This is a genomic window from Paracoccus haematequi (assembly GCF_900631945.1).
Classification (GTDB): Bacteria; Pseudomonadota; Alphaproteobacteria; order Rhodobacterales; family Rhodobacteraceae; genus Paracoccus; species Paracoccus haematequi_A.
This window is the reverse complement of sequence record NZ_UZWE01000022.1, coordinates 43,793-60,039: the sequence shown is the minus strand read 5'-3', so window position 1 is coordinate 60,039 and position 16,247 is coordinate 43,793. Positions and strand designations below refer to the sequence as shown.

The 16,247-nt window shown below is 66.3% G+C and carries 10 protein-coding genes; 6 read left to right on the top strand and 4 right to left on the bottom strand.

What is annotated here, in order from left to right; translation table 11 throughout:
- Positions 1 to 31: 31 nt before the first annotated feature.
- On the bottom strand, positions 32 to 3,502 hold the full coding sequence (gene dnaE, locus PARHAE_RS04190) for a DNA polymerase III subunit alpha (protein WP_126153348.1): 3,471 nt from the start codon (positions 3,500 to 3,502) through the stop codon (positions 32 to 34).
- A 98-nt stretch (positions 3,503 to 3,600) separates the two neighbouring features.
- Between dnaE and PARHAE_RS04185 the strand changes: the two genes are divergently transcribed.
- The 4 genes from PARHAE_RS04185 to PARHAE_RS04170 are packed head-to-tail and all read left to right on the top strand — an operon-like array spanning position 3,601 to position 8,186.
- Positions 3,601 to 5,121: an ABC transporter ATP-binding protein gene (locus PARHAE_RS04185; protein ID WP_126153347.1), complete on the top strand. Its 1,521-nt coding sequence runs from the start codon at positions 3,601 to 3,603 to the stop codon at positions 5,119 to 5,121.
- Positions 5,118 to 6,194, top strand: coding sequence for an ABC transporter permease (locus PARHAE_RS04180; RefSeq protein ID WP_126153346.1), 1,077 nt, complete (start codon positions 5,118 to 5,120; stop codon positions 6,192 to 6,194). Before PARHAE_RS04185 ends, PARHAE_RS04180 begins: the two co-directional genes overlap by 4 nt.
- Entirely contained in the window at positions 6,191 to 7,078 is an 888-nt protein-coding gene (locus PARHAE_RS04175; protein WP_126153345.1) for an ABC transporter permease, read from the top strand. The genes PARHAE_RS04180 and PARHAE_RS04175 overlap by 4 nt, the downstream gene beginning before the upstream one ends.
- Positions 7,079 to 7,106: 28 nt before the next feature.
- The gene (locus tag PARHAE_RS04170; protein WP_126153344.1) at positions 7,107 to 8,186 is read left to right on the top strand and encodes a BMP family ABC transporter substrate-binding protein; all 1,080 of its coding nucleotides are present in this window, start codon (positions 7,107 to 7,109) and stop codon (positions 8,184 to 8,186) included.
- 259 nt (positions 8,187 to 8,445) lie between these two features.
- Here PARHAE_RS04170 and purU read toward each other — a convergent pair whose 3' ends face one another.
- From purU to PARHAE_RS04155, 3 genes are all read right to left on the bottom strand, one after another.
- On the bottom strand, positions 8,446 to 9,330 hold the full coding sequence (gene purU / locus PARHAE_RS04165; RefSeq protein ID WP_126153343.1) for a formyltetrahydrofolate deformylase: 885 nt from the start codon (positions 9,328 to 9,330) through the stop codon (positions 8,446 to 8,448).
- Positions 9,331 to 9,454: 124 nt separating this feature from the next.
- Positions 9,455 to 10,621 carry a M20 aminoacylase family protein gene (locus tag PARHAE_RS04160; RefSeq protein ID WP_126153342.1) on the bottom strand — a complete coding sequence of 389 codons (1,167 nt, stop codon included), beginning with the start codon at positions 10,619 to 10,621 and terminating at the stop codon, positions 9,455 to 9,457.
- A gap of 76 nt (positions 10,622 to 10,697) precedes the next feature.
- The gene (locus PARHAE_RS04155) at positions 10,698 to 12,530 is read right to left on the bottom strand and encodes an ABC transporter ATP-binding protein (protein WP_126153341.1); all 1,833 of its coding nucleotides are present in this window, start codon (positions 12,528 to 12,530) and stop codon (positions 10,698 to 10,700) included.
- Between the two features lie 256 nt (positions 12,531 to 12,786).
- On the opposite strand from PARHAE_RS04155, the gene PARHAE_RS04150 reads away from it, so the two are divergent.
- Both PARHAE_RS04150 and PARHAE_RS04145 read left to right on the top strand, forming a co-directional pair.
- On the top strand, positions 12,787 to 14,490 hold the full coding sequence (locus PARHAE_RS04150) for a peptide ABC transporter substrate-binding protein (protein WP_126153340.1): 1,704 nt from the start codon (positions 12,787 to 12,789) through the stop codon (positions 14,488 to 14,490).
- A 52-nt stretch (positions 14,491 to 14,542) separates the two neighbouring features.
- Complete coding sequence (locus tag PARHAE_RS04145) at positions 14,543 to 16,237, top strand: peptide ABC transporter substrate-binding protein (protein WP_420899383.1); 1,695 nt, start codon at positions 14,543 to 14,545, stop codon at positions 16,235 to 16,237.
- Positions 16,238 to 16,247: the final 10 nt, after the last annotated feature.

Here is a 16,247-nt window from a genome sequence, read left to right as displayed (position 1 = left end):
CGAAACGCGAACATCTGCCTAGGGGCAAAGCCTATTCCTCGACCACATCCAGGACGCCCGGCACGGCGCGCAAAGCCTGACGGGCCGGGGTCGTCAGGGGGGCGTCGTTCGCGATCTCGATCTCGATCACCTCGTCGCCTTCGCGGATGCGCAGCAGCACCGGGCCGCGGCTGCGCGCGGGAACCGTGATCTCGGTTCGGATGCGGTCCAGCGTCTCGGCGATGCGCGGGATGGTGTCCGCGCCCTGCATGTCCACGGCCAGGCAGCCCGCACCCGCGTCGGCAACGAAATCGGGCAGCGTGACAACCGAATTTGCCAGCATCTTCACTTCATCGCCGGAAGGTTCGACCTTGACCTGCAGAACGACGTTCTGACCCGGTTCCAGCAAAGCACGAGAGGCGGTCAAAAGATCCGAAAACACCGTCACTTCATAAATGCCCGTTGGATCGGACAGGTTGACAAAGGCGTAAGCCGTGCCCTTCGCCGACTTGCGTTCCATCCGGGCGGCGACGGTGCCGGCGATATAGGTGACACAAGGGCCGTCTGCGGCCTTGGCACAGATCTCTGCCAGCGTCTTCGCGTCCTTGCGCTTCAGCGCGGGCAGGTAATCGTCCAGCGGATGGCCCGACAGATAGAAGCCCACAGCCTTGTGTTCCTCGGCCAGCTTTTCGGTGGGCAGCCAGACCCCCGCGATGGGCGCGCGGGGCGGCGGCAGATCCTCGCCCCCGCCGAACAGCGAGGTCTGGCTGGAGGCCGCCTGGTCCTGCACCGCCGCCGACCAGGCGCACAGCGCGTCCAGCCCCTTGAGCACGCGGGCGCGGTTGTCGTCCAGCACGTCGAAGGCCCCGGCGCGGGCCAGCATTTCCAGCGGGCGCTTGCCCACGCGCTTCATGTCCACGCGGCGGGCGAAGTCGTGCATGTCGCGGAAGGGCGTCTCGCCCCGCGCGTCCTGGATCAGCTTCATCGCCTCGACCCCCACGCCCTTCAGCGCGCCCAGGGCGTAATGGATCCGCCCCTCGCGGACGCTGAAGGTGGGTGCGGAGCGGTTCACGCAGGGCGGCACGATGGCGATCCCCATCCGGTCGCATTCGCGTTTATAGATCGCCAGCTTGTCGGTCAGGTGGATGTCGCAGTTCATCACCGCCGCCATGAATTCGACCGGATGGTTCGCTTTCAGCCAGGCCGTCTGATAGCTGACCACGGCATAGGCCGCCGCGTGGGACTTGTTGAAACCGTAATTGGCGAATTTTTCCAGCAGGTCAAAGACCTCGCCCGCTTTCTTGGCGTCCACGCCGTTGGCCACCGCGCCGTCCACGAATTTCGGGCGTTCCTTGGCCATCTCGGCGGCGATCTTCTTGCCCATCGCGCGGCGCAGCAGGTCGGCGCCGCCCAGGCTGTAGCCCGCCATGACCTGGGCGATCTGCATCACCTGTTCCTGATAGACGATGATGCCTTGGGTCTCGGCCAGGATATGGTCGATGCTGGGATGGATGGATTCCAGCTTCCGCAGCCCGTTCTTGACCTCGCAATAGGTCGGGATGTTCTCCATCGGGCCGGGACGATACAGCGCCACAAGCGCCACGATATCCTCGATGCAGGTCGGCCGCATCCGGCGCAGCGCGTCCATCATGCCCGAGCTTTCGACCTGGAACACCGCGACCGTCTTGGCGCTGGCGAACAGATCATAGGTCGCCTTGTCGTCCAACGGGATCAGGTTGATCTGGTTTTCCGTGCCCGGCGCGGGGTCGTAAAGCTGCCGCCCATCCGCCGCGACATGCAACGGCCGCCCGCCGCCGTTGATCAGGTCCACGGCGTTCTGGATCACCGTCAGCGTCTTGAGACCCAGGAAGTCGAACTTGACCAGCCCGGCCTGTTCGACCCATTTCATGTTGAACTGCGTCGCGGGCATGTCGGAGGCCGGGTCGCGATACAGCGGCACCAGCCGGTCCAGCGGCCGGTCGCCGATCACCACGCCCGCCGCATGGGTCGAGGCGTTGCGATACAGCCCCTCAAGCTGTTCGGCATAGTCCAGCAGGCGCTTGACGACCTCTTCCTTGGCCGCTTCGCGCAGGCGGGGTTCGTCGGCGCGGGCCTTGGCGATGCTGACGGGCTTCACGCCTTCCACCGGGATCATCTTGGACAGCCGGTCCACCTGGCCGAAGGGCATCTGCAAAACGCGGCCCACGTCGCGCACGGCGGCCTTGGACAGAAGCGCGCCGAAGGTGATGATCTGGCCCACCTTGTCCTTGCCGTATTTGTCCTGGACATAGCGGATCACCTCCTCGCGCCGGTCCATGCAGAAGTCGATGTCGAAATCCGGCATCGACACCCGTTCCGGGTTCAGGAAGCGTTCGAACAGCAGGTTGTAGCGCAACGGATCCAGGTCGGTGATGGTCAGCGCATAGGCGACCAGCGACCCCGCGCCCGACCCCCGCCCCGGACCCACCGGAATGTCGCGGTCCTTGGCCCATTTGATGAAATCGGCGACGATCAGGAAATAGCCGGGAAAGCCCATCTGCTCGATGATGCCCAGCTCGAACTCCAGCCGGGCCTGGTATTCCTGGACCGGGACGGCGTGAGGGATGACCGCCAGCCGCGCCTCCAGCCCCTCGCGCGCCTGGCGGCGCAGCTCGTCCACCTCGTCATCGGCGAAGCGCGGCAGGATCGGCTTGTGCTTCTTGACCGCGAAGGCGCAGCGGCGGGCGATTTCGACGGTGTTGTCCAAAGCCTCGGGCAGGTCGGCGAACAGCACGGCCATCTCTTCGGCCGACTTGAAGTAATGCTGCGGCGTCAGGCGGCGACGGGGCTGCGACTGGTCCACATAGGCCTTTTCCGCGATGCAGATCAGCGCGTCATGGGCCTCGAACATGTCCGCCTTGGGGAAATACACGTCGTTGGTGGCCACCAGCGGCAGGGATTTCGCATAGGCCAGGTCGATCAGCCCGGATTCGGACGCGGCCTCGGCGGGCATCAACTGGCCGTTCTCGCCGGGATGGCGCTGCAATTCGACATAGAGCCGGGTCGGGAAGGCGGCGGCCAGACGGTCGGCCAGCGCGTCGGCCTTGTCGCGCGCGCCTTGCGCGATCAGGCAGCCCAGCGGCCCGGTCGCGCCGCCCGTCAGGCAGATCAGCCCCTCGGCATTGGCGCACAACTCGTCCACGGTGACATGCAGCGGCGCGCCGCTCTCGCGCAGATAGAGACAGGATGACAGCGCCATGAGGTTCAGCCAGCCCGCGTCGTTCTGGGCCAGCAGGACCACCGGCCCGGTCGCGCCGTCCAGCAGGGTCATCTGGCAGCCGACGATCGGCTGGACGCCCTTGTCCATCGCCTTCACGCTGAATTCCAGGGCTGCGAACATCGCATTGGTGTCGGTCAGCGCGACCGCAGGCATCCCGGCATCCGCCGCCAGGGCGGGCAGCTTGCCCACGGGGATGGCACCTTCCAGCAACGAATGCTCGGAATGGGTGCGAAGATGGATGAATCGGGGATTTTTCGCGGGCATGGTCAGACATCTATCGCAACCTGCCGAAACAGCGCAATTGCCCTGGGCGTCACTTGCGCGATAAGCATGGGAAAAGACTTTGACCAGGGGGACAAAATTTGACCGAAGGCGCAGTGCTCCGGGCAGAGGGGATCGGCAAATCCTATCCCGGCGTGCGCGCCAATGACGACGTGTCCTTCGCCGTGGCGCCCGGAGAGATCCATGCCCTGTTGGGCGAAAACGGCGCCGGAAAATCGACCCTGGTCAAGATGATCTATGGGCTGGTGCGCCCCGATGACGGGCGGATGCTGCTGAACGGCCGGCCGCACCAGCCGGCCGACCCCCGTGCCGCGCGGGCCGCAGGCGTGGCGATGGTGTTCCAGCATTTTTCGCTGTTCGACGCGCTGACGGTTGCGGAAAACATCGCTTTGGGCATGGAAAACCCGCCGCCCCGGCGCGCGCTGTCGGCCCGGATCGCGCAGGTCAGCCAGGATTTCGGCCTGCCGTTGAACCCCGACCGCCGGGTCGTCACCCTGTCGGCGGGGGAACGCCAGCGGGTGGAAATCATCCGCTGCCTGTTGCAGAACCCGCGCCTGCTGATCATGGACGAACCGACCAGCGTCCTGACCCCTCAGGAAGCGGAACTGCTGTTCGCGACGCTGCGCAAACTGGCGGCGCAGCGGACCGCGATCCTCTATATCAGCCACAAGCTTGAGGAGATCCGCAGCCATTGCGACCGCGCCACGATCCTGCGCCATGGCCGGGTGGTGGACAGCTGCGACCCGCGCGCCCATTCCGCCCGCGATCTGGCCGCGATGATGGTGGGCGGCGACATGCGCCCCATCGACCGCAGCGGACGGCAGGCGGGCGAGGTTCTGTTGCAGGTCAAGGGCCTGTCCCAGCCCGCCCCCACGGCGGACGCCACGGCGCTGAAATCCGTCGCCCTGACCCTGCGCGCGGGCGAGATCCTGGGCATCGGCGGCGTCGCGGGCAACGGCCAGGACGAATTGCTGGCCGCGCTGTCGGGCGAGATACGCAACGCGCCGGGCACGATCCTACTGGAAGGCGCGGATCTGTCCCGCCTTGGACCCGAAGCGCGGCGCGCCGCTGGCCTGCTGGCCGCGCCCGAGGATCGGCTGGGCCATGCCGCCGTTCCCGATTTCAGCCTGACCGACAACACCCTTCTGACCGCAGGCGCGCGCAAGGGGCTGGTCCGCAAGGGCCTGATCGACCGCCCCGCCGCCCGCGCCTTTGCGCAGGACGTGATCCGCGCCTTCGACGTTCGCACCCCCGGTCCCGAAACCGCCGCCAAGGCGCTGTCGGGCGGCAACCTGCAAAAGTTCGTCATCGGGCGCGAGGTGATGCAGGCCCCCCGCGTGCTGGTCGTGAACCAGCCGACCTGGGGCGTCGATGCGGGCGCCGCCGCCGCCGTGCGCCAGTCCTTGCTGGATCTGGCCCGGGCAGGCGCGGGGGTGATCGTGATCTCTCAGGATCTGGACGAGCTTCTGGAACTGTCCGACCGCTTCTGCGCCCTGAACGAAGGCCGCCTGTCCGCTCCCCTGCCGACCCAGGGGCTGACGCTGGACCAGATCGGCCTGATGCTGGGCGGCGCGCATGGGATGGAGGTCGCGCATCTATGATCCGCCTGGTTCCCCGCACCGACACGCCCGCGCTGTTGCAGGGTTCCACGCCCGTCCTGGCGGTGCTGGCGACGATGCTGGCGGGCGGCCTTCTGTTCGCCATCATGGGCTATGACCCGGTGACGGCGATCAGGACGATCTTCTGGGATCCGCTGTTCGGCCCCGCCGCCAGCTATTCCCGCCCGCAATTGCTGGTCAAGGCCGCGCCGCTGATCCTGATCGCCTCGGGACTTGCCGTGGGCTTCCGCGCGGGCATCTGGAACATCGGCGCCGAGGGGCAATACATCATCGGCGCGATCTGCGGCGCGGCGGTCGCGCTTGCCGCTTATCCTGCGCCGGAAATGTGGATCTTTCCCGCCATGGTGATCGCGGGCGCGGCGGGCGGCTGGGCCTGGGGGATGATCCCGGCGCTGCTGCGCAACTGGTTCGGCGCGTCCGAAATCCTGGTGTCGCTGATGCTGGTCTATGTCGCGCAGCGCATCGCCGCCTGGATGGCCTTCGGGCCGATGAAGAACCCCGAGGGCTTCGGGATGCCCGGATCGCGCAACCTGCAACAATATCCCGCCGCCGCGAACCCCGAACTGATCGTCGGGACCGGCGCGCATTGGGGCGTGGTCGCCGCCGTCCTGGCGGTGCTGGCGACCTGGTTCCTGATGAGCCGCCATATCCGCGGCTTTCACATCCGCGCCGCCGGGACCGCGCCGCGCGCCGCCCGCTTCGCGGGGGTGAAACCGGAAACGCTGGTGGCCTTCTGCCTGGGCCTGTCGGGGGCGCTGGCCGGGATGGCGGGCCTGTTCGAGGTTGCAGGACCGGCGGGCCAGATCACCGACAAGATCGGCGTGGGTTACGGCTTCACCGCGATCATCGTGGCCTTTCTAGGGCGGCTGCACCCGCTGGGCATCCTGCTGGCGGGGCTGCTGCTGGCGCTGACCTATATCGGCGGCGAACTGGCCCAGCTGACGCTGAACCTGCCCGGCGCGACCGTGCAGGTGTTCCAGGGGATGCTGCTGTTCTTCCTGCTGGGTTTCGACCTGCTGACCCGCTATCGCATCACCAGAAGGATCGCGGCATGATCGACCCCGTCGCGCTGTTCCTGATGCTGCTGACCGCATCGACCCCGATCCTGTTCGCCGCCTTGGGAGAGCTTGTCGCGGAACGCGCGGGCGTGCTGAACCTGGGGGTCGAGGGGATGATGATCACCGGCGCCTTGGCCGGGTTCGCCGCCGCCTATCACAGCGGCAACCCGGTCCTGGGCTTTGCCGCCGCCGCCCTGGCGGGCGCGCTGATCGCCCTGCCCTTCGCGGTGCTGACCCAGTTCCTGCTGTCGAACCAGGTCGCATCGGGCTTGGCGCTGACGCTGTTCGGCCTGGGGCTTGCCGCGCTGTTCGGCAAGCCGATGGAGGGGGTCAAGGCCCCGACCATGGCGCCCGGCCCGCTGGGCCTGCACTGGATCGTCTGGCTGGGCCTGCTGATGGTGCCGCTGATCTGGTGGTTCCTCAACCGCTCGCGCGCGGGCCTGATCCTGCGCGGCGTGGGCGAGAATCACGACGCCGCCCACGCCCTGGGCTATGACGTGCGCCGCGTGCGCATCGCCGCCATCGCCTTCGGCGGCGCCATGGCGGGGATCGGCGGGGCCTTCATCTCGGTCGCGACGGTGCTGCAATGGACTGAAGGCATGACGGCGGGCGCGGGCTGGATCGCGCTGGCCATCGTGGTGTTTTCCAACTGGACCGCGCCGGGGGTGCTGGCGGGGGCCTGGCTGTTCGGCGGCGTGACGGTGCTGCAACTGCGCCTTCAGGCGGCGGGCGTGCGGGTGCCCGTGCAGCTTTTGTCGATGGCGCCCTATCTGGCGACCATCGTCGTACTGGTCGCGATCTCGGCCCGGCAGAAATTCAGCCGCCGCGCGGGCAGCACCGCGCCGGGATCGCTGGGACAGGATTTTCATGCCCTGCGCTAGGCGCGCGGGGACCAACAGAGAGGCAAGCATGAACCGCAGAAACCTTATCGCCAGCGTCGCCGCCATGACGACCATCAGCCTCGCCCTGCCAAGCTGGGCGCAGGACGAACCGCTCAAGGTCGGCTTCATCTATGTCGGCCCGGTCAGCGACGGCGGCTGGACCTATCAGCACGACCAGGGCCGCCTGGCCGTGGAACAGGAATTCGGCGACCGGGTGGAGACCACCTATCTGGAAAACGTCCCCGAGGGCGTCGATGCCGAACGCGCGCTGACGCAACTGGCCCTGGCGGGCAACGACGTGATCTATGCGACCAGCTTCGGGTACATGGACGCGGTCATCAACGTCGCGGCCAAGTTTCCCGACGTGAAGTTCGAACACAACACCGGCTACAAGCGCGCCGACAACGTGGGCACCTATGACGGCCGCTTCTACGAAGGCCGCGCCGTCACCGGCACCATCGCGGGCCGGATGACCAAGTCGAACAAGATCGGCTATATCGCCACCTTCCCGATCCCCGAGGTGATCCAAGGCATCAACTCGGCCTATATCCACGCCAGGAAGGTGAACCCGGATGTCGAGATGCGCGTGGTCTGGGCCTATAGCTGGTTCGATCCCGCGAAAGAAGCCGATGCCGCGAACGCCCTGATGGCCGAGGGCGTGGACGTGATCCTGCAACACACCAACTCGACCGCGCCGCTGGCGCAGTTGCAGAAGGCGGGCAAGATCGGCTTCGGCCAGGCCAGCGACATGGCGTCGTTCGCGCCGACGCCGCGCGTCTCCTCGGTCTACAACAACTGGGGGGCGCATTACGTGAAAAGCGTGGGCCGGATCCTGGACGGCACCTGGAAGCCCGAGGCGATCTGGGGCGGCATCGGCGACGGCATCGTCGCCATCGGCGAGATCACCGAGGCCGTCCCCGCCGAGGTCAAGGCCGAGGCCGAGGCGCTGCGCGACAAGATCGCGGCGGGCGAATACCATCCCTTCACGGGTCCGCTGAACAAGGCCGACGGCAGCGTCTGGCTTGCCGAGGGGCAGACGGCCACGGATGAAGACCTGTCCGGCATGAACTTCTATGTCGAAGGCATCACGGCGGAACTCCCGCAATAAGAAAAGGGGGGCGCTGCCCCCCGTCCCCAAGGGGACTCCCCCCGGGATATTTCAACCAAGGCAAAACAATGCCGCCCCGCTTCCGAAAGGAAACGGGGCGCTTTGCCTTGGACGGTCATCGGCGTCCCCGCCTGTCCCGTAACCCCGTCATAACGGCTCAAGGTTAAGAAATCGTTTCGCCGCTTTGCCTTGGCGAAAATATCCTGCGGGGGGAGACGCGCGCAGCGCGTCGGGGGGCGCAAAGCCCCCCCCTTTTTCTTTACCCCATCCGCTCGCTGGCATAGCTGCCGGGCGAGGGCGGGAAGACCACGGTCTTTTCGCCGTTCAGGAACACCCGGTGGTGGATATGCGCGTGGATCGCGCGGGCCAGCACCTGCGCCTCGACATCGCGGCCCAAGGACACATAGTCGCCCGGCGACTGCGCATGGGTCACGCGCACCGTGTCCTGCTCGATGATCGGACCTTCGTCCAGGTCGGCGGTCACGTAATGGCTGGTCGCGCCGATCAGCTTCACGCCGCGCTCATAGGCCTGCTTGTAGGGGTTGGCGCCCTTGAAGCTGGGCAGGAACGAATGGTGGATGTTGATGATCCGCCCGGACATGGCCTGGCACATCTGGTCCGACAGCACCTGCATATAGCGCGCCAGCACGATCAGCTCGGCCCCGGTGTCGCGCACGATGCGCATCTGTTCGGCCTCGGCCTGGGCCTTGTTCTCCTTGGTGACCTTGATGCAGTAGTAAGGCAGGTCATGGTTCACCACGACCTTCTGGTAATCCATGTGGTTGGAAATCACCGCCACGATGTCGATCGGCAGCGCGCCGATCCGCCAGCGATACAGCAGGTCGTTCAGGCAATGACCGAAGCGCGACACCATGATGATGACCTTGGCCTTCACCGCGTCGTCGCTGAAGACGGCCTCCATCCCGAAACGCTCGGCTATGGGGGCGATGCCTTGCTGCAACTGCTCCAGCGTCGCCTCGCCCTCGGACCGGAAGCTGACGCGCATGAAGAAGCGGCCGGTCTCGGCGTCGTCGAACTGCGCGCTGTCGGTGATGTTGCAGTCGTGTCCGGCCAGATAGCCGGAGATGGCGGCCACGATCCCGCGGGTCGAGGCACAGGTGACGCGCAGCGTATAGCTTTTCATGAGAGGGGGTCCGCTTCCTTGGCTGTCCGGGTCTGACGGCATTTCGGACGAATGCGGCGCGATGACAATCGCATTTCCGACACCGCCGGGGGTAGCCGCGACATTCCCCGGCGGCAAGGCGGGATCAGGCGGCAGGCATCCGCGATTCGACCATGCCGGCATACCAGCTGGAGCCGGCCGGGATCGCGTCGTCGTTGAAGTTGTAGGCCGGGTGGTGGACCATCGCCGTGTCGCCGTTGCCGACGAAGATATAGGCGCCGGGACGTTCGTTCAGCATATAGCTGAAATCCTCGCCGCCCATCATCGGCTGCATGGACAGGTTCACGTCGCCCGCGATCTCTCGCGCGACCTCGGCGGCCCATTCGGTCGCCTGGTCGTCGTTCATGGTGACGGGATAGCCGCGCTGGTAATCGACCTCGGCCACGGCGCCCATGGCGGCGGCGATGTTGGTCGAGATTCGGCGGATGCCTTCTTCCAGCTGTTCGCGGACGGCGGGATTCAGGCTGCGGGCGGTGCCCTTCAGCGTCACCACCTGCGGGATCACGTTATGCGCGGTCGAATCGGTGGACACCACGCAGACCGATACCACGGCGTTCTTCAGCGGGTCGACGTTGCGCGACACGACCGACTGCATCGCGACGATGATCTGCGCTGCGGTCAGGGTGGTGTCGATGCATTCATGCGGCTTGGCGGCATGGCCGCCCTTGCCGGTGATGGTGATGTCGAACTGGTCGGTCGCGGCCATCATCGCGCCGGGCTTGATGGCGAAGGTGCCGACGGGAATGCCCGGCATGTTGTGCATCCCGTAGAATTCCTGGATGTTCCAGCGGCTGACAAGCCCGTCCCGGACCATCGCCTCGCCCCCTGCCCCGCCTTCCTCGGCGGGCTGGAAGATCACCACGGCGGTGCCGTCGAAATTGCGCGTCTCGGCCAGGTATTTCGCGGCGCCCAGCAGCATCGCGGTATGGCCGTCATGGCCGCAGGCGTGCATCTTGCCCGGCGTCTTGGACGCATAGTCCAACCCGGTCTGTTCGATGATCGGCAGCGCGTCCATGTCGGCGCGCAACCCGATGACGCGGCCCTTGCTGTCGGTCTTGCCCTTGATGACGCCGACCACTCCGGTCCTGCCGATGCCTTCCACCACCTCGTCGCAGCCGAATTCGCGCAACAGTTCCGCCACCCGGCCCGCCGTGCGGTGGACATCGTAAAGCAGTTCGGGATGTTCGTGGAAATCGCGGCGCCAGGCGGTGATCTCGGGCAGCAGTTCGGCAAAGCGGTTCTTGACGGGCATGATCGGTCTCCTTCAGCGGCGACAGGGTGGACCCTTTATGCAGACTGTGCAAGCCTCGGACGCAAGGATCGCCCGTCTAGTGATGCGTCGCGGGTTCGACCAGCACCTTGTGGCCCGGCGCGACCTCGCGATAGACCGAGGGCACCGCCTGGTAATCGACCGGATGGATGGGCGAGGGGATCGGCTTGAAGTTCAGATCCTCGCTGATCTTCTTTTGCCGAGGGTCCGCGACCGGCACGGCGGCCATCAACTGCCGGGTATAGTTGTGCTGCGGGTTCTCGAACACCTGCTGGCGGGTGCCGATTTCGACGATGCGGCCCAGATACATCACCCCGACATGATGGCTGACGCGTTCGACCACGGCCATGTCATGGCTGATGAACAGCATGGAAATGCCCAAGTCCTGCTGCAATTCCATCAGCAGGTTCAGAACCTGCGCCTGGACCGACACGTCAAGCGCCGACACGGCCTCGTCGGCGATGATCAGCTTGGGGTTCAGCGCCAGGGCGCGGGCGATGGCGATGCGTTGGCGTTGACCGCCCGACATCTCGTGCGGGTAACGGCGCATGAAGCTGCGGGGCAGTTCCACCCGATCGAACAGCGCCGCGATGCGGTCGCGGCGTTCCGACCGGCTGCCGATGCCGAAATTCTCCATCGGTTCGGCCACCTGGTCATACAGCTTCATATGCGGATCCAGGCTGGCGAAGGGATCCTGGAAGATCATCTGCATGTCCCTGCGCGCCCGGCGCAGATCGCCGGGCGACAGCGCCAGGATGTCGGTGCCGCCCAGATCGACGCGGCCGGACTCCGGTTCCACCAGCCGCAGGATCGAGCGGCCGCAGGTGGATTTGCCGCAGCCGGATTCGCCGACCAAAGACAGGGTTTCGCCCGCATTGATGGTGAAACTGACATCCTCGACCGCGTGGACGCGGGCCACGGTGCGGCGCAGCAGCCCGCCCTTGACGGCAAAGCGGGTGGTCAGGTTTTCCACCGTCAGCAAGGGCTTCGGATCCGCCACGATGATCGGTTCCGGCGCGGCGACGGTGCCGTCGCGCATCAGCCGCATCCTCTCGGGCGCGGGCTTGCCGGTCATCTCGCCCAGGCGAGGGACGGCGGCCAGCAGCATCTTGGTATAGTCCTGCTGCGGGGCCTCGAAGATCTGCTCGACCGGGCCTTCCTCGACCTTGTTGCCGCGATACATGACGACCACGCGGTCGGCCATCTGCGCCACGACCGCCATGTCATGGGTGATGAACAGCACGGCGATCCGCTTTTCGCGCTTCAGACGATCGATCAGCGCCAGGATCTCGGCCTGGATGGTCACGTCCAGCGCGGTCGTGGGTTCGTCGCAGATCAGCAGGCGCGGTTCGCAGGCCATGGCGATGGCGATCACGACGCGCTGGCGCATCCCGCCGGACAGTTCGTGCGGATACTGGTCCAGGCGGCGTTCGGGTTCGGGAATGCGGACCTGGCGCAGGATCTCCAGCGCGCGGGCGCGGGCCTGGGCCTTGGTCATGCCGCGATGGACGATCAGCCCCTCGGTCAACTGGTCGCCCACGGTGAAGACCGGGTTCAGCGCCGTCATCGGTTCCTGGAAGATCATGCCGATCTGGTTGCCGCGGATGTCGCGCATCGCGGGCGTCGATTGCTGCGCCAGGTCGATGACCCGCCCGTCGCCGGGATCGAACATCAGCCGCCCGCCCGCGATGGTGCCGCCGCCGAATTCGACCAGCCGCATCAGCGACAGCGAACTGACCGACTTGCCCGACCCGGATTCGCCCACCACACAGACGCATTCGCCGGGATTGATGGAAAAGCTGACATCCTTGACGCCCACCACGACGCCATCGCCGGTCTCGAACTCGACCCGAAGTTTCTCAATGGAAACAAGCGGCTTTTCATCCAGCATCAGTGCGCCCCCGGAATGGTCATCGGCCAAGGCTAATCGTCCGCGACAGAAAGTCAAAGTCGAAAGAACCGCCGTGACGCCACGCGATAGGGCTTGCTTTCCAAGGGGGCTTCGAATGAAACTGATCCTATTCCGCACCTGCGCGGGATCAGGACATGGCCCGGATGATACATAAAAATCAGCGTCATAGGCGAAAGATGGGCTGCACGGCGTCCTGGACCGCGCTGCGGGCCGAAACTTCCGACAGGAGAGATTGATGAAGCTGAAAACACTGCTGATGGGCGCAGCCGCGACCCTGGTGCTGGCCCCGGCCGCCATGGCCGAACGGGGCAGCGACGGCGCGCTCAACATCATCATGTGGCAGGCGCCGTCCACGATGAACATCTATCTGACCGGCGGCACCAAGGAGGTGATCGCCTCGAGCATGGTGCTGGAGCCGCTGGCCAGCGCCGCCCCCGACGGCACCCTGGTCCCGCGGCTGGCGACCGAGATTCCGTCCATCGAAAACGGCGGCATCGCCGAGGATCTGAAGTCGGTGACCTGGAAGCTGAAAGAAGGGGTCAAGTGGTCCGACGGCTCGCCGCTGACCGCTGCCGACGTGGTCTTTTCCGCCGAATACTGCATGCACCCCGAGGGCGGCTGTTCGCAGCTTGCCAAGTTCGAGGGCGTCGAAAGCGTCGAAGCGGTCGATGACCTGACGGTCCGCATCAACTTCAGCGAACCGATGCCCGACCCCTTCTCGGCCTTCACCGGGGCGCAATCGCCCATTCTGCAAAAGGCGCAGTTCGAAAACTGCCTGGGCGCCAATGCGCCGACCTGCACCGACCAGAACTTCAGTCCCATCGGCACCGGCCCGTTCCGCGTCACCCGGTTCCTGACCAACGACGTGATCACCTTCGAGGCCAATCCCGAATACCGCGACCCGGCCAAGCCCGCCTTCGCGACCGCGACCATCAAGGGCGGCGGCGACGCGGCGGCGGCTGCGCGGGCCGTCCTGGAAACCGGCGAATACGATTACGCCTGGAACACCCAGCTTGCCCCCGACGTGATCGCGGGAATGGAGCAGATGGGCAAGGGCAAGGTCAGCGCGGCCTTCGGCAGCCTGGTCGAACGGATCCACGTGAACCTGACCGACCCGTCCCCGTCCCTGCCGGAAGGCGAGCGTTCGACCACGGCCCACCCCCACCCGTTCCTGTCCGATCCGGCCGTGCGCAAGGCGCTGTCCATGGCCATCGACCGCCAGCTTCTGTCGGAAATCGGCTATGGCGCCGCAGGCAAGCCCACCTGCAACTATGTCCCCGCGCCCGAGGCCTGGGCATCGCCCAACGAGGAATGCCTGACCCAGGATATCGAAGGGGCCAAGGCGCTGCTGGACCAGGCGGGCTGGACCGTGGGCGGCAGCGGCGTGCGCGAAAAGGACGGGGTGCAACTGCGGATGGTCTTCCAGACCTCGGTCAACGCGGTGCGCCAGGACTTCCAGGCGCTGATCAAGCAGTGGTGGTCGGAAATCGGCATCGAGACCGAGCTGAAGACTGTCGATGCCTCGGTGTTCTTCGGCTCCGACCCCGGCTCTCCCGACACGTTGCAGAAGTTCTATGCCGATGTCGAGATGTATGCCGACAACTTCGAAGGCGGCAACCCCGCGCCCTATCTGGCGAAATGGACCTGCGACAAGGCGCCCGGTCCCGACAACCAGTGGCAGGGCGAAAATATCAGCCGCTTCTGCGACGAAGCCTATGACGCGCTGATGGTGGAACTGTCCAAGACCGTCGATCCGGCGGAACGCGGCAAGATCGGCCAGAAGCTGAACGAGATGCTGACCAAGGACAGCAACGCGATCATCCCGCTGGTCTATCGCGGCACGGCGTCGGCCCATTCCAACACCCTGGGCGGCGTCGACCTGAACGCCTGGGATTCGGAACTGTGGAACGTGGCCGACTGGACCCGCATCCAGCAATGATCCCCTTCGGCCCCGCGATCCGTCGCGGGGCCGGCTTCCGACAAGACAAAGGTTGAACGTGAAGAAAGCTCTGGTTCCGGCCCTGGCGCTGATGATGGCCACCCCCGCCCTAGCGGAACGCGGCAGCGACGGAGACTTGCGCGTGCTGTACTGGCAGGCGGCCTCCGTGCTGAATCCCTATCTCTCGACCGGCGCCAAGGACGTGGACCCGGCGTCCATGATCCTGGAACCGCTGGCCCTGGTGGCCGATGACGGATCGCTGATCCCGGTCCTGGCGGCCGAGATTCCCACGATCGAGAACGGCGGCATCGCCGAGGATTTCGCCTCGGTCACCTGGCGGCTGAAGCCCGGCCTGACCTGGTCCGACGGCACGCCCGTCACGGCGGCGGACGTGGCCTTCACCGCGCAGTATTGCATGGCCCCCGATTTCGGCTGCGCCGTGCTGGCGGAATTCGACGGGATCGAAACGGTCGAGGCCGTCGACGACCTGACCGTGCGCATCCGCTATGCCGCGCCGAAATACCCGCCGCTGCAAGCCTTCGTGGGCGGGCGCACGCCGATCCTGCAAAAGGCCCAGTTCGAATCCTGCCTCGGCTCTGCGGGGGCAAGCTGCACCGACCAGAACTTCGGCCCCATCGGCACCGGCCCGTTCCGCGTCACCAGCTTCGAACCCGGCAACGTCGCCACATACGAGGCCAACCCCCATTACCGCGACCCCGCCAAGCCCGCCTTCGCGCGCGTGACGATCAAGGGCGGCGGCGATGCGATGGCGGCGGCGCGCGCGGTCCTGGAAACCGGAGAGTTCGATTTCGCCTGGAACCTGCAACTGGCCCCCGACGTGGTGGCGCCGATGGAGGCCGCGGGCAAGGGCAAGCTGGTCGGATCCTTCGGCAGCATGGTCGAGCGGATCGAGCTGAACCAGACCGACCCGTCCCCCGCGCTTGGCGCCGAACGGTCCACCCTGGCCCATCCCCATCCGTTCCTGACCGATCCGGCGGTGCGGCGGGCGCTGTCCATGGCCATCGACCGCCCGATCCTGGCGGAACTGGCCTATGGCCCGGCGGGCAAGCCCACCTGCACCATCGTCCCCGTGCCCGAGACCTTCAATTCCGGCCGCGACGAATGCCTGACCCAGGATATCGCCGGCGCGCGGGCGCTGCTGGACCAGGCGGGCTGGCTGCCCGGCGCCGACGGCATCCGCGAAAAGGACGGCGTGCGGCTGCACCTGGTGTTTCAGACCACGGTCAATCCGGTGCGCCAGGACGTGCAGTCCCTGGTCAAGCAATGGTGGTCCGAAATCGGCGTGGAAACCGACCTCAAGACCATCGACGGCACGGTGTTCTTCGGCGGCGACGCCGGCAACCCGGATTCGCGGGCGCGCTTTCTGGCGGATGCGCAGATGTTCACCGACGCCTTCTATCTGCCCGATCCCGCGTCCTTCCTGGACGAATTCGTCTGCAACCGCGTCCCGGATCAGGGGAACCAGTGGCAGGGCAACAACTCGGTCCGCTTCTGCGACCCCGCCTTCGACGCCATGATGGCGCAGCTGAACCAGACCGGACTGCCCCGCGACCGGCAGAGGATCGCCAAGGACATGACCGACATGCTGACCGCCGACGGCCATGTCGTCCTGCCGCTGATCCATCGCGGCATGATCTCGGCCCATGCCAATTCGCTGGCGGGCGTGACCCCGAACGGGTGGGAGGGCAGCCTGTGGAACATCGCCGACTGGAGCCGCGCCGAATGACCCCCACCCG